The organism is Christiangramia oceanisediminis, from assembly GCF_022570735.2.
GTDB classification, from domain to species: domain Bacteria; phylum Bacteroidota; class Bacteroidia; order Flavobacteriales; family Flavobacteriaceae; genus Christiangramia; species Christiangramia oceanisediminis.
On record NZ_JANCNS010000001.1, the window covers coordinates 234,523 to 254,288 of the forward strand.

The window sequence follows — 19,766 nt, forward strand, 5'->3', positions numbered from 1 at the left end:
TACTTTATGGTGTTATTTCTGATTCTTAATTTCATTCAAAGCCTGCTGAACCTCTTCGTTCTGCATAAATAGCTCCCACAAAAGGCCAGTTCGATGATTTTCGATCATTACCGTCATGGGTGCCTGGTTGAGTCCCATATAAATTGGCGTTGTCCAGTCTTCGGTTAAATTAAATGCATCCCGGAAGCCATATTCTCCCCATAGGAAACTGCCATAATTCCTGTAAAAATGTTTCAGGGCCTCCAAAGACTTTTCAGGAGTATAGGGATAGGAAGCGATCGCACCGGTTGGAGCAATGGTTCCGTCATCCTGGGAAGGTTTTGCTTCCCGGGCTTTGTAACCTTCTGGTCCGTCACTGGCGGTAAGCCCCCAGCTATTCTTTCCGTAGCCTTCATAGCCACCCGGATTCTCGAGGCTATAGCGATAATTGATCAATACAATATCCTTATTATTTTCAAAATAATTCACGTAAGTATCTTCCATCTTATGCGGATCCAGGCCTAAATAAGAATAATGAGTGAAGAATAAAGGTCCGCCTACGCCCACCCCAACTTTCAACGGAATTCCAAAATAGGTGTTTTCATTAGTGTACATTGAACCAGCAGGGCCTTCACCCCAATTAGAACGGTAATCCTGTGCCTTTTTCTCCTGGCTTGCCCAGCCGGAATAATACATTTGAGCCCCAACACTATGGCCTGGAGATGCTATCGCGAGGAAATAGGTGATCATGGTCTCATTCCAGCCAATAAGCTGATGATCTATCACCCACTGCTGGTCTGGCGACCAATGCCAGGTAAGATAATCACTGCTATTCTCCTGTACGAACCAGTCCCACTCTACTCCTTCCCAGATTTTAGTTATTCTTTCGCGAAGCTTATTTTCGGAAGGCTTCTCTTCGGAAAGGTATTGCCTCACGGTGAGCAGCCCCTGCATTAAAAAAGAGGTTTCCACCAGATCTGCACCATTATCCTTATTTCCGAAGAAAGGTTCTACCTGGCCGGTTGGACCATCTATAAAATGAGAATAGGCACCATGAAAACGTTCGGCCTTTTCCAGGAAAGTGACGATCTTTTCCATTCTTTCCACGAACTGATCCCTGGAAATAAAATTTCGTTCAGCACCTGTAATAAGGGCCATTAGGCCAAATCCTGAAGCTCCTGAAGCGACCATATTCTTTCTGCCGGGAATGTTTTCCAGGGCAAGGCCGCTTTGCTTTTCGGCGCCATCCCAGTAATAATTAAAAGAAGCTTCCTGAACCATGGTCAATAACTCCTCATCGCTCATCGACCTGGTGGCGGCTGTAACGGGAGCTGAAAGTTCAGATTCCGAGTAATCATGACCTACAGCACTTATTTTATAGGAATATTGCTGATCTGCCTCTCCGGTAAAATCGGTATATTTTGAAAAGTGCTGCGTATTCTGAACTCCTATCGCTTTATAACCTGATCCGTCCTGAGACCGGTAAATCTTTACATATCTCACTTTTTCAGGATCAAGGTTTTCCCAAACAAGGTCTACATGTCTTTCAAAGCCTTCAGCTGATCGAATCTCAACTTTTTCAGGGCTGGTATTCATTGCTCCTGAATCTGAAAGTTCAACCTGATCGATAAGTATCTCATGATTTCCTGAACTTCCTGAAGACTGGGAGAATTCTATCCCGGATATTCGATCGACACCAGAAACATCCACTCCGAAATTTGCCAGTGGAATACGCACCTGCATCCACTCACCTCTTTTGATTTCCTGGATATGGCCTGATAATTTCAAATTTTTAGAAATTGAGTTGTTTCGCTTAATGCCAATTTCAGGAAGATCGGTAGGTTTTGTTTCCGATTTAACTAAAATCCAGAAACCGAGTTGATCTGCTTTTTTAAAATGATCTTTTCCTCTCCATTCGGGGAATTTCAGATCTACTGTCCAGTCCCCTTCCGCAGCCGAATCATAGACAAGGGAAAGACTATTACCAGGTGTAAAAGCTTCCGTATTATTTACCGGCAGCCTTTTTTCGATATTCAGCACAAAGGAAGGTGAGTTATAATCAACTTCACTGTGATACCAGCTTTTCTCCATGAGACTATTCTCAAAAAAGACCTTATGGTATTCTGGTTCCTGGGCGAGGATCGAAAATGGTAAGATTAATATGAATAGGATTTTTAATTTCATTTCAATAGGTAAATCCGAGTTTATCAAGACCTGCCTGAACCTCCTCATCGCTCATAAAAAGATTCCAGAGCAGCTGACTGCGGTAATTCTCGATCATGGCAACGATTGGCCCCTGGTCTATTGCCAGGTATCCATCTGCGAACCAGTTATTCTCTTCAGAAAATGCATCATAAAAACCGTATTCTCCCCAAAGGTCCTCATTGAGGTCTTCATAAAAATGACGAAGAGCCTGCATCGATTCTTCGGGAGTATACGGAAATGAGGATAATGCGGCCGTGGGAGTAATCACTCCCAGGTCATTGGTAGGGCTATGGGCCGCATATCCATTCATATTGTCTGAGGCAGTGAGGCCCCAGGAATCCATTCCGTAGCCTTCAAAGTTTTTAGGATTTTGAACGCAATATTCATAATTGATCATTGCGTGGGCGGTATTTTGATCCCAGTAATTGGCATATTCATCCTGCAGGTTACGAGGGTCCAAACCAATAAAAGAATAATGACTAAAGAAAAGCGGGCCTCCAAATGAAGGTCCAAGTGGTAGATTATAACCATAATGAGACCTGTTGTTAACTATGTTCCCATTAGATGCCCAACCCTGAGTATAAACCTCCCTGGAAACGGGATGAGTTGGTGAAGAGGCTGCCAGCACATAAACCATCAAGGCCTCGTTCCAGCCCCTTATTGGCAAACCTATCTGGAAATCATAATTAGGAGACCAGTGCCAGTAGAGCACATTTTCGCCCTGAGTATACCAGTCCCATTCTACATTTTCCCATAATTCGGTTATCCTTGCATCGATTGTTTCATCTTCAAAATAAGCCCTGCAAATAAGAAGCCCCTCTAATAAAAAAGCCGTTTCAACAAGATCTCCACCATCATCCAGGTTACTGAATGCCCTGGTTTGAGCCGTACTTCCGAGGTACCAGTGAGAAAAGGCGCCATGGTACTTAGGTACTTCTTCCAGGAAATCTAGAATTTTATCCAGACGCGTGAGAGCAGCGTCCCTGGTGATCCAACCTCTTTCAACAGCAGCCGGGAAAGATGCAATCCCGAATCCGCTTCCACCGGTAGTAACAATATCAGCTCCCTGCCCGCCATAGGCATCGTCCTGGGAACGTTCCCTGGCTAAACCACTATTGGGTTCAGCAAAATCCCAGAAGTATTTGAAAGTTTGCTCCTGCACCAGGTCCAGAAGTAGTTCTTCATCGCTTATTTGAGGCACCTGAGATCCCCCGTCATCATCTGGATCGGGCACATATGGTTCCTGGTATCCGGGTCCGTTATCATCTGAACATGAAAAGAACAGGATTATACTTATGAAATAAAGATATCTACGCATGAAACAAATTCATATTTTCTATACTGATCATTCCCTTTAGCAATTCGCTATAAGCAGGATAAAGGCAATAAAATAGCTACCAGAGCAAAATCCGGTTTAAGTTCATTGGTAATTAAAAGGTAATTTAAAGGCCGATTTAATATCTGCCTGTATTCATTTTTCCTATGAGCGCTTCGACATTTAAAAAGAAAACTCCGAAGTTTTTAGAACTTCGGAGTTCCTTATAAATACTATTGCATCATAGCCTGGATCTCTTCCTGAGAGAGAGCTTTGTTATAGAACTTTAGCTCATCCAGTAAGCTTCTATCTGATAAATGACCCCAGGCGGTGAACCTTGGAGCACCAGACATGATAGACACTATACTGGTACCTGTCCAGTCTATACCTGGAATTTCAGATTCCTTAGCCACCTCACCATTAATATAAACAATGGCCGAGGATGGTGAAATGGTGAAAGCCAGATGAACCCATCCTGCATCGTTAGGAACATCGGCTGCTGCACCTCCATCAACCCATGTTTCTCCTTCACCTGTACCAACATTCAATTTGAATCTCTGGTGGCCTTCAGCACCGTTCTCACGGAAAAACCTGAATCCGGAAGTACGCTTGTTTTGGGTATCGGGATATCCTGCATTTTCAGTATCCTCTGGTCCTATTACAATTATTCCGGCCCTGTTTGGATCGGCATTTAGGTTATACCACATGGTTGCGCTAAATGACTCGGAAGTTAATCCTGCAGATGGCACTGTTAGATAAGCTCCTTCAGCACCTTCATAGGCATTAGAGCCTTCAACGGCTTCACCTGCAAATCCAGGATCTCCTACCACCGTAACCTCACGATTGGAAGCAAGGTCTTTATAATCTCCATCAAAAGCCATATATAGCGTTTCAGCTGAAGCATTTATCAGGTTCTGTATTTCTTCACCTGAAAGTGCCTGGTCAAAGAATCTGAGTTCATCAATTGCACTGCTATCATAAAGATGGTTCCAATAGCTGAAAGTTTCACCACCGTGACCGATAGTTAGATCTTCAACTCCAGACCAATCGATAGGCGCGGCCAGGGTTCCAGTATTCACCGGAACTCCATTGAAATAAAGAACAGATTCAGTTTCAGTCACTGTAAAAGCCACATGCACCCAATCACCTTCTTCAACATTTAAAACACCACCATTGTTCCAGCTCTCGCCGTTACCGGTTCCCACATTTAGTTTTAATGTTTGCTCGGTAGCAGAGCCTTCTCTGAATAAACGGAAGCCCTGGAACCTGTCGTCAGCATCATCGCCGGCAACCAGGATACCAGCCCTGTTAGGATCTCCACTTACTTTATACCAGAAAGTAGCGGTGAAACTGGTACCAAGACCAGTAAATGGTAATTCAAGGTAGGATTCACTTGCTCCTTTATAGGCGGCAGAACCCAGATATGATTCTCCAGTAAAACCTGGCTCTCCTACAACATCGGCCTCAGTTAGGGTCATAAGATCTATATAAGCCCCATCAAAAGGCATATATAAAGCTTCACCTAGCTCAGGGAACTTGGGTGTATATGGAGGCTCTTTACTGAAATTAACCGTTTTGGTGGTAGTATTCCCATCAAGGTCGGTCGCCGAAACTGTAACAGTATGCTCACCATTAGTTACATTATCAAAGGTAACCTGATCTTTTACGATACGATAATCAAGAAATTCATCCATCCTGGCGATCATATTTCCATCTACCATAACCTGGATTTCAGCAACCTCGATATCATCTACCACTTCAAAGTTTATGTTAATGGAAGAAACTTCTTCCAAAACATTAATTGTCGCCCCTTCTACAGGAGAATTTATGGTAACTACGGGACTCGCTGCATCTTCACCCGGCTCAACCGGAGTGATAGGATCTATTCCGTCATATTCACAAGAGGTGAAAAAAAGAATGAAGGAGAGCAGTCCTAAGATTTTTATATTTAAATGCTTCATTTGTTATTAATTTAAATTTAGTAATGCTTCGTTAAGCGCAGTATCGGTATTTACTGAAGTTGCATTTAGTGGAAGGGCATCTACCTGCGCCTGTGGATAAGGCAGAAATTCATCTGCAGCAGAGAAGGTTCTTCCGTCGTAACTTAATTCAGAATAATTATCCAACCTGATCATATCGTAGTAACGAATTCCCCATTCCATTGCCAGTTCGGCAAACTTCTCATCCAGTACATCTTCAACCGTTACCCCACTGATAGGATTAAGCCCGGCTCTTTCCCTGACCATGTTTACAGCCTGGTCGGCACTCATGCCTGTTCCACTAGCACCACGTGCGAGAGCTTCAGCATACATCAGAAGAATTTCAGAATACCTGATCACCAACATATTTTTCCCGGCGCCATACTGGTTTCTCTGATCTGTTAATTGAATAGACGGCAGATAGTGTTTACCGCTGGCAAAATAAGCTCTTGCATAATCGTTTATAATATCTCCTGAAGGAGTAGTATTATCAAAATTATCTGGAACATCCACACCATTTGCTTCCAATTCGGCTATTCCCCTGTTAGTGAAAAGCACTGAAGTTTCAAGGCGCACTTCTTCTCCACGATCGATCATAAATTCGATCCACTTCATACTAGGCTCATAGAAGCCCCATCCACTGCTAGCATTTTCTCTTGCAGGGGTCCAGTTTTGTGGTCCGAAAGGTGCATAAAGATGATAAAAGGCATCATCTCCGGTCTCGCTACCATAATCTGAATATTGCATCTCAAGAATACTTTCATCACTCAGTTCACCCGGCTTTTTGAAAAGCTGGTAAAAATCCTGATAAAGTGAAAAACCTCCATTAGTGATAATTTGTCCTGTTGCCTCTGCCACACCCTGATAATTTTGTAATTCCTGGTATGCCATTGCTTTAAGGGCATAGGCTGTATATTGCGTCACACCCCCAGGAACATCGGTTCTTTGATTTGGTCTAGCATCTGGCAAATTTGGAATAGCCATATCCATTTGTTCGATGATCCAGTTCATGATCTCTTCTTTTGAAGAAACACCAGCTTCGATCTCTTCTTCCGGCTGGTTGGAAGTGATTATAAATACATCCTCCCAGGTTCTGGCCAGGTTCAAATGGAACCAGGCTCTTAGAACCATGATCTCAGATTTGTATTGCTCAGCTCGTGCAATATTATCACCTTCAGCGAATTCCTGGTAATTATTGATCTGCAGGATCGCAGTATTCATATTGATAATGTCATTGTAATGTACATTCCAAAGAGAATTGTACATCCAGTAATCCTTTGAGTAATTGAATCTATCGGTATCAGCGAATGGCTGTTGGTCTCCAAGACCACCGGCATTCACATCATCTCCACGAACTCCCAGGAGCAATGGTTCTTCCCACCCTCTTGTATAGAATTCATAGTATGCTCCAATTAGAGGACCAATCATGTCCTCTGTATTGGTATAATCCAGGTCACCTGTATTAAGCTGACCTTCACGAGTGTCCAGTTTGTCGTGACAGGAGTTCATCATGCCAAGCACAGCAACTGCGAATGCACTCAGGAAAATTAAATTCTTAAATCTTTTCATCATGCAAATTTTTTAAATTTTAATATTCAGTCCTATGGTATAAATGGCTGGTATAGGATAGGTTTGTCTATCCACTCCGTTTGGTACTTCCGGGTTAAAACCGTTGTAATCGAAGAAAGTAAATGGTCTTTCTGCAGTGAAATACAATCTGGTGGTTGGAAGTCCATCACTTTGGATAGTATATGCAAATTGCATATTTTGAATTCTAAAGAAATCACCATCTTCTACCCAGAAATTACTCAAACGCTGGTTCCAGGCTTTTCTTAACCCGGCAGAAGAAGGATAGCTATTACTTGTTCCTTCACCATGCCACCTGTTAATTGCCAGATCAGCATCCATATTAGTATCACTGGTAAATATGATTTCTCCTCTTTTTCTGTTCAAAATCTTGTTACCGGCCTGTCCGTAAAAGTTCATTGAAAAGTCAAAACCTTTATAAGACATTGCGATATTACCTCCATAGGTGATCTTTGGTAGGAATGAACCAAGGTAAACCCTATCCTCATCGGTAATCATATTATCTCCATTCTGATCTCTATAGATAAGATCACCCGGAACCAGATTATTGGCAACGGCTACCGGATCGGCATCGATCTGAGCCTGATTCTGGTAAACACCAATTCTTTCATATCCGTAAAAGGAGAAAAGCGCTTCACCAACCTCAGTTCTTTGACGAAATTCGGCAGAACCTGCATCCAGATAACCTCTTTCGTCTTCAATCCTGGTGGCTTCGTTCTTTAAAGTAGTGAAGTTACCTCCTACGCTGTAGGTGAAATCTTCACCGATATTGTCAGACCAATTAAGATTTAGTTCCAATCCCTGGTTCCTTATCGTACCAGAGTTCCTATCAATGCTTCTGTTTATAATTGGAATGAAGACCGGTAGAATGGCATCTTCTGTATCTCTGATATAATAGTCTGCATTCACTGACAATCTGTTATTTAAAGTCTCAATATCCATACCGAAGTTGAATTCTTCGATCACTTCCCAGGTGTTATTGGAAAATACACTGGTAGAAGTAATTCCGGATCTTGGTTGATCTCCAATTGTGGTGGTAATTACGTTAATAGTATTAGAACCAGAACTTGCCGCGACATTATCATTACCTAATTTCCCCCAGCTGGCACGGAACTTTAGAAAATCGAATATTCCATTATCTTCCATAAATGATTCTTCTGAAAGTACCCAACCAAGACCAACAGATGGGAAATAGCCCCATGGATCCCTGGTAAACTTAGACGAACCATCGGCCCTGAAGGTTCCGTAAAGAAGATATCTGTCATCGAAGTTATAAGAAACCCGTCCAAAATAGGATATACCATAGAATCTTCTTCCAATCTCGCTCACATTGTTCGCGAAGGAATCAGGATCGGCAAAATCCAGGTATCTACTAGATTCGAGGCTAATCCCTGCTATATCCTGTCCTGTAGCCCTAAATAAATTAGAAGCTTCATCACGATACGAATGCCCTAACATAACGGTTAGATCATGCTGACCAAATTCATCATCATAGGTAAGAATATTATCCCAGTATTGATTCGAAAATGTATTATTAGCCCTGGTAATCGACGAGATTCGCTCAAAGTTATTGCCTAATGTATATGGTAAGTTTACATACCTCTCTTCAAAGGCAGAAAGGTTATGACTATAAGTAGTTTTGAAATCAAGTTTATCGGGAATGATATCGTACTGTAAATACAGTGTATTCAGCAACTTTCTAATCTTCTGCCTGTTCTCATTGTAAGAAAGATCCTGGAAAGGGTTCTGAGTTCCCCTATACCCAAGAATCTGCGCATTAGAATAGCGAATTGGTGCGGCCTGAGTATTTAAAGAATCGATCACTGGCATTAGCGGTACTGCGAAATAGGCCCTGAACCATGCTCCGTTTTCAGGCGTGTATTTAGTTGCATTACTGAAAACAGAGTTCACACCAGCTTTGAAACGATCAGAGATATCCACATCTACTTTCGAACGAATGTTGAATCGTTCATACTCATTCTTCATGTCCAGGATACCTTCCTGTTCGAAAAAGTTGGTTCCAAGTGAATAAGTAACACTTTCACCACCCCCGCTAACACCCAAGCTATGGCTTTGGATTAGACCGTCTCGTAGGATTTCCTTATACCAATCTGTATTAACGGCTGGAATATTCGGGTTGATCCTGCTTCTTCCATAACGCTGCATAGCGTTCAACACGAACTGAGCATCGGCAGCTGAACCAGATTCCCTTGCCATTGTCACGAATTGCTCGGTATTGGCAAGTTTTACAACATTCTGAGCTCTTTGGATACCGGTATAACTATCGATTTCAAATTGTGGCTTCTGGTTTTTCCTACCAGATTTAGTTTCAATGATCACAACACCATTTGCGGCACGCACACCATAAATGGCAGAAGAGGAAGCATCTTTTAATACGTTAATAGATTTGATGTCCTTAGTATTAAGGAAGTCAATATTATCGTATAGAGTACCGTCAACCACATACAGAACATTTGTGGCATCCTGGTAAGTTCCCAGACCACGTACTCTAACCGTTGGCGATTCTCCCGGAGAACCTGCACTTACGATCTGTACACCAGAAACCTTTCCTTGCAGTGACTGCATTACGTTGGCTGTTGGTGTTTTCTCAATTTCCTCGGCATCCACAGTGGCAATAGACCCGGTTAGGTCTCTCTTCTTCTGAGTACCATAACCAACAACCACTACCTCTTCTAATTGACTGGAATCTTCCTGCAGCTGGATCGTATAATCCGAACTGGTGGTAACTTCAACTTCCTGGGCAGTAAAACCTAGAAAGGTTACCCTAAAGGTATCTCCAACCTCCACATTTTCCAGACTAAAATTTCCGTCGAAGTCGGTCACGTCATAAATCTCCTTACCTACAACCTTAACTTCGGCTCCTGGTAAAGGAACATCATTGGCATCGGTTACAACACCATTAATAGTTTTTGCCTGCTGGGCATGTCCAAGACCTATCGAGGCCATGAAAATCATGCAGGCGAAGAATAATTTTAATTTCATACTCGTTGGGTGTTTTGCTTAAATTGTTACTGAAAGATACGGCCAATGGCCAATTTTACGCAAACGTTGTAGTACACAACTACTACTACAAACTAAAAAGATTCTTAAATAGCTGTTTTACAATATATTAAATATTTTTTGAAGTACCATTTTAAGATAAATTTAAAATGGTGATGTAGTGTTGTAGTAGTGTTATTTTAGAAAATTTTCACTTCAATTTTAAGAATCTAAAAATTCTTGATTAAGAATTTTGTTAAATTCACATTGCTATCGAGTCGCATTTTCTTCCTTAAACGATAACGATGTACTTCAACTCCTCGAACTGAAATACCCATTAAAGGAGCTATCTCTTTGGAACTTAAATTCATTTTTAAATAAGAGCATAGCTTAAGATCCTTATTGGTTAATTTTGGATATTGATCCAGGACTTCCTTAAAAAAGTCTTCGTGAACCTCATTAAAGTTAGTTTCGAAAACCTTCCACTCGTCCTTATTCTTAACCGCCGTATTTATTTTATTCATGATATGCTTTAACCGAAATTGATTGGAGAACCTGCTTTTATCCTTGTTCAATTCATTTTGTATCTCCATAAGCACTTCATTCTTTTTGGCCGCCATCATAGTGGTATTAGCCAGTTCCTTCCGCTTTAAGTCGATTTCATTCATCAAACGCTCCTTTTCGATCCTATTCAGTCTCTCAGTATGCTCCTGTTCAAATTTCTCTTCGAGTTGAAGTTGATGTTTTTGCAGTTTTTGCTGGTTAAACCAGTACAATAAATAAACAATACCAATTATGATCAAGCCGTAAAGCAACTTCATCCAAAATGATAAATACCAGGGTGGAGCGATACTGAAATCAAGACTTGCCGTAGTTAACTGCCCGGGTTCACTCCCAATGGCCTTTAAAGTTAGATGATAGTCGCCATGTCCAAGATTTTGGAAATTAAGGCTCCCGTCCTGAACAGTTCCGTTTAAATCATCTTCACCAGTTAATGCATATTCAAGATCTACCGCATCTGAGACCGGCAATCCAACCTTCAAACTGATATTTCTTGAATGTTTATAAGGAATAACCAAATCATCATCTATAGAATACCGGATTCTTTCATCCAATAGCTCTTTTATGATCGGCGTACTTATCCAGACATTCTCTTTACTTCTTTTTAATTGATTAAGGTTGATCCTGGCAAAACCATCATTAAGGGTAATCAAGGAAATGGAATCGTTAATTGGAATATAATTTTCATTGGACTTTACAAGTCTCTGGTTAAGTTCCTCTCCGGTTATCCTTATCTCTTTATCATCCAGATCTGTAATCACTATGGAGCCATCTTCAGAATCAACAAAAACAAAGCGATCATTTTTATGAATTAACCTATTAAAGTGGTAAGCAGAGAGTTCTTTAAATTCTTCAAAACTGTCTTTGAATGAATTATAAACAAACCATCGATCGGCTACGTATGCCATAATTTGATTATTCACCTTGTACACCCTGGAGTTAAAATTCGCATTATCTGCAAGGGGTTCAATTTTATCAACCTTTACGTTGTTAAGATCACTAAGATCGAGACGGTAAATCCCTTCATAAGGATGAGCCGCCCATGCGGTTTTAGGGTTTTCGAATACGATTTGCTTTACCGGAAAATTAACGGTATTCAATTCATTAAGTTCTCCAGTCCCGGGATGATACAAACTAATACCGGTGTAATGACCTATCACTAAACGATCGTCTTCAGGCATTTTCTTAACAGTAAAACTACCTGTATGATTATCAATAGGAATGAAGGAACCTCCCTGGATTTTAAATAAACCCGTATTATGATTAGCATATAAGACTTCATCTATTAATTCAAGGTTCCAGGTGTGGTCCTCGGCATTTTCGATTAGGTTAAGATTGCCGTCTTTAAACTGGTATACCCCTGTATTGCTGGCGAGGTAAATATCGTCCTGGAAGATTTCGAGGTCGTAAACCGCTCCAAGCTCACCAGAATTATTGGTATAAAATTTAAATGGAGATTTAAGATCTATCATATCCACCCCTTTATCCAGGGCTAGCCAGAGTTTTTCCCGGGCGTATTTCAATCCCAGGACGGTGTTGTTTTGCAGGCCTGAAGTTCTGTTATAAACCTGGAACTCATCTGTTGAAAGATCAAAATGGATTATACCATTTTTTATAGTAGCCAGAACCAGTTCGTTTTCTGAAATAACTTCCATATGGTTAAGTTCATTCTTAACCAGCAACTCGTTTAGTTCTTCATTCCAGAATTTTTGTAGTTCACCATTTTCATAGACAAAAAGAACCTCCTTCCCAGCAATAAATAATTTCTCGCCAATAGCTTCAAGATCCACGATATTCATATTCAATATGGGTGATAAGTCTCCCGGCAATTCATTTATATTAGCTTCTGAATCCAGATAGGCAAGCCCTTTGTTTCTGGGAGCGATTATCAATTTATCCTGGAATATCCCAAAGGCCGTAGAAACAACCTCTTTAATCCTTTCGATCTTATTGTCAGAATATCTGAACACCCCTCCAAAAGACCTAAAATAAATATCATCCTTATAGGAGGTGATCTCCCAGAACTCATCGTTTTGCAGGTCGAGATCTTTCAATAACCCGGAAAGAGAGATATAATTGAGGCATCCTTCTGGCATATGTTCCCAGTATCCAAATTCCTTGTACGATCCGGTAAAAATCTTCCCCTTGAATGGATAGACCGATCTTATTATTGACTGACTTTCCAACGGATATAGATTCCAGTTAAATCCGTCATAAACTAATAAACCCTGATTGTTCGCGGTATATACAATGCCTCTATCATCGATAGAAATATCCCAGTTCTGGCTGGCGCCTGAATATTCTGCCGGAGAATAGTTTTGTATAGGTGGAACTAATTCCTGTGCAGAAACCATCAACATATTCAAACACAGTAAAATCAGTATCTTAGGAGTTTTAAATTCCATAATGTATATCTAGTTGTGCAAGTATTGAGCAGGCGAAAAGTTACAATTTATTGGGAAAACTTTGTATTTTTCAACCTTTAAATAATCGACCATGAACAAATCCACGCTATTGATCAAAAATTTCCTTTTCCTGTTTTTTGTCTCCTCGCTGTTCCTTGCCTGCAATCAGAACAAAAATGAAAAAGAGGAAGATCCAAAACCCAAAAGACCTAACATTGTTTTTATCATGGCTGATGATCACGCTGAACAGGCAATTAGTGCGTATGGTCACCCAATCAGCAAACTTGCACCAACTCCTAATATTGATCGCATTGCCGAAAATGGTGCAAGATTCATCAATAATTTCAATACCAATTCTATTTGCGGCCCCAGCAGAGCGGTCATTCTTACGGGAAAATTTAGTCACGTAAACGGGTTTAGAATGAACGGTGAGGTATTTGACGGATCCCAGCCAACTTTGCCAAAATATCTAAAGGAATCTGGTTACCAGACAGCCATAGTAGGTAAATGGCATTTGCATGGGAAACCCCAGGGCTTCGACTACTGGCACGTTCTGAACGACCAGGGGAATTATTATAATCCGGAATTTATAAAAGACCAGGACACCACCATTATAGAAGGTTATACCACAGATATTATCACCGATATGGGTATAGACTGGCTTAGCAATAAACGAGAAAATGAGAAGCCGTTCTTTTTGATGGTTCACCATAAAGCTCCACACCGTAATTGGATGCCTCCAATCAGGCACATCAATACTTACGACTCAATTGAATTCCCGCTTCCTGAAACCTATTTCGCCAGGCATGAAGGGCAGGTCGCTTCGCAGGAACAATTACAAACGATCTACGAGGATATGTACGAAGGTCATGACCTCAAGTTAACTGTATCCAAGGGCAGCGATTCGTTAAGACATAACCCATGGACTTCAGACTTTGACCGAATGTCTAGTGAACAACGAAAAGCCTGGGATGAAGCATACAGGGCTAAAAACGATGCTTTTCATGAAGCAAACCTAACAGGCAGGGAACTCGCCAAATGGAAAGGTCAGCGTTATTTAAGGGATTATATGGGAACCGTACAGGCAGTAGATGAAGGAGTTGGAAAAATTCTGGATTACCTGGAACAAAATGGACTTACAGAGAATACCATTATAGTATATACAACAGACCAGGGCTTCTACCTTGGTGAAAAAGGTTTCTTTGACAAGCGATTTATGTATGAAGAATCTCTGGCCATGCCTTTATTGATTCAGTATCCTCCGGTTATTGAAAAGGGATCAACCGTGGATGCTCTTACTCAAAACCTGGATTTCGCTCCTACCTTTCTGGATTTTGCAGGAGCTAGAATACCAGAAGAAATGCAGGGTAAATCCCTGAAACCACTCCTAACTCCTGATTCAGAAATCGCTGATGGGGAATTCAGGGACGCAGTTTATTATCATTATTATGACTTCCCGGCCTTCCATATGGTGAAAAGGCATTATGGAGTGCGCACGGAACGCTATAAGCTTATTCATTTTTATGACGATATAGACACCTGGGAGCTTTACGATCTAAAAGAAGATCCTACCGAGGTGAATAATCTCTATGGTGAAGCCGAATACGCCGAAATACAGGAACGCCTTCATTCAAAATTAGATTCGCTGCAGCAGGTTTATAAAGTAACCGAAGCGGAATTCGAAACCACTCCCGAGGAGAAAGTGGAGCAGGCATATAGAAATTTTGCTCGTCTTGCCGGGGAAGACCCCGAGACTTACCCCGAAGAAAAGAAATTCGAGGTAGACTAAATAAGAGCCTTTAAGTCAATACTTCTTGTAACAGCATTCATCAACATATTGGAATTTTTCCTATTTTTGGAAAAATTCCAATATGAATTTTGAAAGGATCAAAGAAAAGCTAAGCATCCTGGCTGATGCTGCCAAATATGATGTTTCCTGCTCCAGCAGCGGCAGCAAACGAAAGAACACCAATAAAGGCCTTGGAGATTCATCAGGCATGGGCATCTGCCATTCCTATACCCAGGATGGACGATGCGTTTCTCTCCTAAAGATCCTGCTTACCAATCACTGTATCTTCGATTGCGCCTATTGCGTGACACGCAAAAGCAATGATATTAAAAGAGCCGCTTTCAAGGTTCAGGAAGTGGTTGACCTTACCATTAGTTTTTACAGGAGAAATTATATCGAAGGTCTCTTTCTAAGTTCAGGAATTTTTAAGGATCCAGATTACACCATGGAACGTCTTATCCAGGTGGCCAGGAAATTAAGAGAGGAAGAGAATTTTAACGGCTATATTCACTTAAAGAGCATTCCAGGAGCCAGTGATGAGCTTATGAGGGAAGCCGGTTTATATGCCGATCGGTTAAGCGTCAATATCGAAGTTCCTACCAGGTCAGGATTAAAACTGCTGGCACCTGATAAAAAACATGAAGATTTCATGAAACCTATGGAAAAGGTTAAAAATGAGATCATTCAATTCAAACAGGAATCCAGACTTATTAAAAGTACTCCAAAATACGCACCTGCCGGCCAGAGCACCCAGATGATCGTGGGCGCTACCGGTGAAAGTGATCGCGACATCATGTATTCTTCAGCCTTTTTCTATAAAAAATATCACATGAAAAGGGTTTATTATTCTGGCTATGTTCCTGTATCAGATGATCCCAGGTTGCCTGCTATTGGCACCCAGGTTCCTATGTTGAGAGAGAACAGGCTTTACCAAACCGACTGGTTGATGCGATTCTATGGTTTCGACATCAGGGAGTTATTGAACGACAACTTCAGAAACCTGGACCTGGAAATCGATCCTAAATTAAGCTGGGCATTGAGGAACCGCCATTTATTTCCGGTAGATATCAATCGGGTCGAAAAACAGTTGCTTCTTAGAGTCCCTGGGATTGGTCTAAAATCGGTTAATAAGATCATCCAGGCCAGAAAATTCAGAAAACTGAATTGGGATCATTTAAAGAAAATTGGCATTTCTCTTAACCGCGCTAAATTCTTCATTACCTGCGACTCACGGGAGAAGGAAATAAAGGATTACTCCAGCGAGAATCTTAAGCAAATAATCATCAAGAATTCAACCAGTAAATATCGTAAAGAGATCACCCCTCAGTTAAGCCTTTTCTAATGAAACCAACCAGCCTAATATATGACGGTAGTTTCAAGGGTTTTCTTACCGCTATTTTCACCATCTATGAGGAAAAACTGGAACCCATGGCCATTAATCCAACAGAAGAAAAAACTTCAGGTCTTTTTAGCGAAAATCTGGAGGTGATCACAGATGAACTTAAGGCCCGGCGTGTGCTGAATGGGATTAGGAAAAAGATCTCCCAGATCGCCTTCACCAGGATCAAATATGCTTTTCTAAGCGAACTCCCGGGGATGGAATTACAGCTATACAAAATGTTTGAGTATATATTTCAAAGTGAGGAAAAAGTAGCTACTGATTATTCACATCCCGCAGTTCTGAATATCGCTAAAACTGCTAAAAAAGTAGGCAGGGAGAAGCATCGCATGGAAGCCTTCGTCAGGTTCAGGCTTACTAAGGACGATCTGTATTTTGCGATGATAGAACCAGACTTCAATGTACTCCCGCTTATCGCGAAACATTTTAAAAGCCGTTATGCCGATCAGAACTGGATAATTTATGATCAAAAACGAAAATTTGGTATTTATTACAATTTGAAGGAGGTAGAATTCATTAGCCTGGAGTTACCAAAAGATATAGGTTTATCCGGCGCCAATCAGGAATATTTTGATGCTACCGAAATTCAATTTCAAAAACTTTGGAAAAAGTATTTTGATAGCACCAATATCAAAAGCCGCGCAAACACTAAGCTTCACGTTCAACACGTACCCAAACGGTACTGGAAATATTTAAGCGAAAAGAGCCCTTTTGCATAATTAAAATTTGTTTAACTTTGTTTCCTCAACTAATTAAACATTTTAAAATGAAAAAATTATTCTTACTATTTGCTGTAGCAACAATGTCCCTTTCAATCTACTCTTGTAGAGAAACTACTGAAGAAAAAACCGAAGATGCTGTAGAAGCAATGGGTGAAGATGTAGAGAACGCTGCTGAGGAAGCAGGGAACGAGATGGAAGAAGCTGGACAGGAAATGGAAAACGCTGCTGAAAACGCAGAAAACGAAATGGAACAAGAAGTAGAGGAAGAAGTTAACGAAACTGACGATAACGCATAATCCACCTCTATCTTAAAGGATAAAGCCATTCTTAACGGAATGGCTTTTTTTAATTAAACCTAATTTTAAAAGAATGAAAAAAGCGATCATGTTAGTACTGGCTGTGATCTTCAGCCTATCTATTTATTCTTGTAGAGAGACCACCCAGGAAAAAACCGAGGAAGCTGCAGAAGCAATTGGTGAAGATATCGAAGCTGGCGCTAAAAAAGCCGGGGAAAAAATCAAGAAGGGAGCTGAAAAAGCTGGAGAAGACATCAAAAAAGGAGCTGAAAAGCTGGAAAAGGAAGTAGAGGAAGAGATCAATAATACAGACGACGTTAATAACGAAGAAGCGTCTGATGATTTCTAGACCTTAAAAAATTGTTCTAAAGGCGGAACCCTTGAGGATTCGCCTTATTTTTTGCGTTCTATTACGTAATTCACCATAAGCTCAAGACTTTCGCGATAAGGAGATGCAGGGTAATCATCCAGGATCTGCAGTGCCTCCTTTTGAAATTCCTTCATACGCTTAACCGCATAATCCAGGCCTCCGTTATTTTTTACGAAATCAATCACTTCGTTCACACGTTTCTTATCCTTATTATGATTTTTCACAGAATTGATGAGCCAGCGCTGATCCTTTTCTGAAACATTATTGAGTGTATAGATAAGAGGCAGCGTCATTTTCTGCTCTTTGATATCTATCCCGGTTGGTTTCCCGATCCTCTGGGTTCCGTAGTCAAAAAGATCGTCTTTGATCTGGAACGCCATACCAATAAGCTCTCCAAAACGCCTCATTTTAGGGATCTCCTTGCTATCCGGTTTCACTGAAGCAGCGCCCAGGCTGCAACAAGCCGCTATCAGGGTCGCAGTCTTTTGCCTGATAATATCATAGTAAACAGCCTCGGTAATATCCAGCCTTCTTGCTTTTTCGATCTGGAGCAACTCCCCTTCGCTCATTTCCTTAACAGCTACTGAAATGATCTTTAAAAGGTCGAAGTCATTATTATCTATGGAAAGAAGCAAACCTTTTGACAGTAAATAATCACCAACCAAAACGGCAATTTTATTCTTCCAGAGTGCGTTGATACTGAAGAATCCCCGTCTTCGGTTAGAATCGTCTACCACATCATCATGCACCAGCGTAGCAGTATGTATCAGTTCTATCACCGAAGCCCCCCTGTAGGTACGCTCGTTCACACTTCCGTCTGAAACCATCTTCGCAACCAGGAACACGAACATAGGCCGCATTTGCTTGCCTTTTCGGTTTACAATATAATGGGTGATTCGGTTAAGAAGGGCAACCTTCGAAGACATGGATTCGAAGAACTTTTTTTCAAAAAGTTCCATCTCCTTTTCAACGGGTAGCTTTATCTGGGAAATTACCTTCATAAAGGCCGTAAATATACGTATTTATACTGAAGGAAAACCCATCGAAAATCAGGTGAATCAGGCCGATTTATTAGCAAGTTGACCACAGGCCGCATCGATATCCTTACCTCTTGATCGACGGACTGTTACCGTGATCCCATTTCGTTCAAGCATATCCTGGTACATATCGGTAGCCTGTGAGGGAGCCTGCTGAAAATCACCGTCATCTATAGGATTATACTCGATAAGGTTCACCTTGCAGGGAACATATTTGCAAAATCGCACCAGGGCCTGGGCATCTTCTCGGGTATCATTGATATCTTTCCACACGATATATTCGTAAGTAATCCTGCTTTTGGTTTTAGAATACCAGTATTCCAGGGCTTCCCTAAGATCTTCTAGGGGAAAGGTTTCATTGAAAGGCATGATTTGGGTTCGTACTTCATTCCGGGCAGAGTGAAGAGAAACCGCCAGCTTGATCTTGGCTTCATCATCTGCCAGCTTTTTGATCATTTTAGGCACACCAGAAGTAGATACCGTGATACGCTTTGGTGACATTCCAAGTCCTTCGGGAGAAGTGATCTTCTCGATTGCTTTCATTACATTATTGTAATTCATCAAGGGCTCGCCCATCCCCATGAATACAATATTTGAAAGCGGCCTATCAAAATATAACCGGCTTTCATTATCTATGGCAACAACCTGGTCATAGATCTCGTCCGGATTTAGGTTACGCATTCTTTTCAATTTCGCAGTGGCGCAAAACTGGCAGTCCAGGCTACATCCAACCTGCGAGGAAACACAGGCGGTTGTACGCGATTTGGTAGGGATCAAAACCGATTCCACGGTAAGGGAATCGTGAAGTTTGACCGCATTTTTGATAGTCCCGTCACTACTTCTTTGCATTCGATCTACCCGAATGTGATTGATGACGAAATTTTCATCAAGCATCTTGCGGGTTTCCTTTGAGATATTGGTCATATCATCAAAAGAATGCGCCGCTTTATTCCAGAGCCATTCGTAAACCTGGGTACCTCTAAAGGATTTATCTCCATGCGTAACGAAGAATTGCTGGAGTTGTTCTTTCGTAAGTGCCCGTATATCTTTCTTCTTTTCCTTCACGTCGCTAAATTACAAACTTAATACCGATTACCTCAGTCTTTTAAAATTCAATAGCTT

Annotated in this window: 13 protein-coding genes; 5 read left to right on the plus strand and 8 right to left on the minus strand. The window is 41.2% G+C overall.

Features of this window, described 5'->3' with window-relative positions; all coding sequences use genetic code 11:
- Positions 1–12: 12 nt before the first annotated feature.
- The 6 genes from MKO06_RS01065 to MKO06_RS01090 all read right to left on the minus strand — a co-directional run bounded on the left by MKO06_RS01065 (position 13) and on the right by MKO06_RS01090 (position 13,031).
- Positions 13–2,163 carry a glucoamylase family protein gene (locus MKO06_RS01065; protein ID WP_241550487.1) on the minus strand — a complete coding sequence of 717 codons (2,151 nt, stop codon included), beginning with the start codon at positions 2,161–2,163 and terminating at the stop codon, positions 13–15.
- 1 nt (position 2,164) lies between these two features.
- A complete protein-coding gene (locus tag MKO06_RS01070; protein ID WP_241550488.1) occupies positions 2,165–3,502 on the minus strand; it encodes a glucoamylase family protein in 1,338 nt (445 codons plus the stop codon).
- Positions 3,503–3,732: 230 nt separating this feature from the next.
- A complete protein-coding gene (locus MKO06_RS01075; RefSeq protein WP_241550489.1) occupies positions 3,733–5,460 on the minus strand; it encodes a LamG-like jellyroll fold domain-containing protein in 1,728 nt (575 codons plus the stop codon).
- A 6-nt stretch (positions 5,461–5,466) separates the two neighbouring features.
- Positions 5,467–7,050 (minus strand): RagB/SusD family nutrient uptake outer membrane protein, encoded by a 1,584-nt coding sequence (locus tag MKO06_RS01080; RefSeq protein WP_341849937.1) that lies wholly within the window; start codon positions 7,048–7,050, stop codon positions 5,467–5,469.
- 9 nt (positions 7,051–7,059) lie between these two features.
- Entirely contained in the window at positions 7,060–10,068 is a 3,009-nt protein-coding gene (locus MKO06_RS01085; RefSeq protein ID WP_241550490.1) for a SusC/RagA family TonB-linked outer membrane protein, read from the minus strand.
- Between the two features lie 227 nt (positions 10,069–10,295).
- Positions 10,296–13,031 carry a helix-turn-helix and ligand-binding sensor domain-containing protein gene (locus tag MKO06_RS01090; RefSeq protein WP_241550491.1) on the minus strand — a complete coding sequence of 912 codons (2,736 nt, stop codon included), beginning with the start codon at positions 13,029–13,031 and terminating at the stop codon, positions 10,296–10,298.
- A 91-nt stretch (positions 13,032–13,122) separates the two neighbouring features.
- On the opposite strand from MKO06_RS01090, the gene MKO06_RS01095 reads away from it, so the two are divergent.
- From MKO06_RS01095 to MKO06_RS01115, 5 genes are all read left to right on the plus strand, one after another.
- The gene (locus MKO06_RS01095; protein ID WP_241550492.1) at positions 13,123–14,820 is read left to right on the plus strand and encodes a sulfatase family protein; all 1,698 of its coding nucleotides are present in this window, start codon (positions 13,123–13,125) and stop codon (positions 14,818–14,820) included.
- An 82-nt stretch (positions 14,821–14,902) separates the two neighbouring features.
- A complete protein-coding gene (locus MKO06_RS01100) occupies positions 14,903–16,162 on the plus strand; it encodes a putative DNA modification/repair radical SAM protein (protein WP_241550493.1) in 1,260 nt (419 codons plus the stop codon).
- On the plus strand, positions 16,162–16,938 hold the full coding sequence (locus MKO06_RS01105; RefSeq protein WP_241550494.1) for a TIGR03915 family putative DNA repair protein: 777 nt from the start codon (positions 16,162–16,164) through the stop codon (positions 16,936–16,938). The genes MKO06_RS01100 and MKO06_RS01105 overlap by 1 nt, the downstream gene beginning before the upstream one ends.
- Before the next feature lie 47 nt (positions 16,939–16,985).
- Positions 16,986–17,237: a hypothetical protein gene (locus tag MKO06_RS01110; protein WP_241550495.1), complete on the plus strand. Its 252-nt coding sequence runs from the start codon at positions 16,986–16,988 to the stop codon at positions 17,235–17,237.
- Positions 17,238–17,310: 73 nt separating this feature from the next.
- Positions 17,311–17,586 carry a hypothetical protein gene (locus tag MKO06_RS01115; protein WP_241550496.1) on the plus strand — a complete coding sequence of 92 codons (276 nt, stop codon included), beginning with the start codon at positions 17,311–17,313 and terminating at the stop codon, positions 17,584–17,586.
- Between the two features lie 44 nt (positions 17,587–17,630).
- On the opposite strand, the gene MKO06_RS01120 is transcribed toward MKO06_RS01115, so the two are convergent.
- Both MKO06_RS01120 and rlmN read right to left on the minus strand, forming a co-directional pair.
- Positions 17,631–18,608 (minus strand): polyprenyl synthetase family protein, encoded by a 978-nt coding sequence (locus MKO06_RS01120; RefSeq protein ID WP_241550497.1) that lies wholly within the window; start codon positions 18,606–18,608, stop codon positions 17,631–17,633.
- 57 nt (positions 18,609–18,665) lie between these two features.
- Positions 18,666–19,709: a dual-specificity RNA methyltransferase RlmN gene (rlmN, locus tag MKO06_RS01125; RefSeq protein WP_241550498.1), complete on the minus strand. Its 1,044-nt coding sequence runs from the start codon at positions 19,707–19,709 to the stop codon at positions 18,666–18,668.
- Positions 19,710–19,766 lie beyond the last annotated feature (57 nt).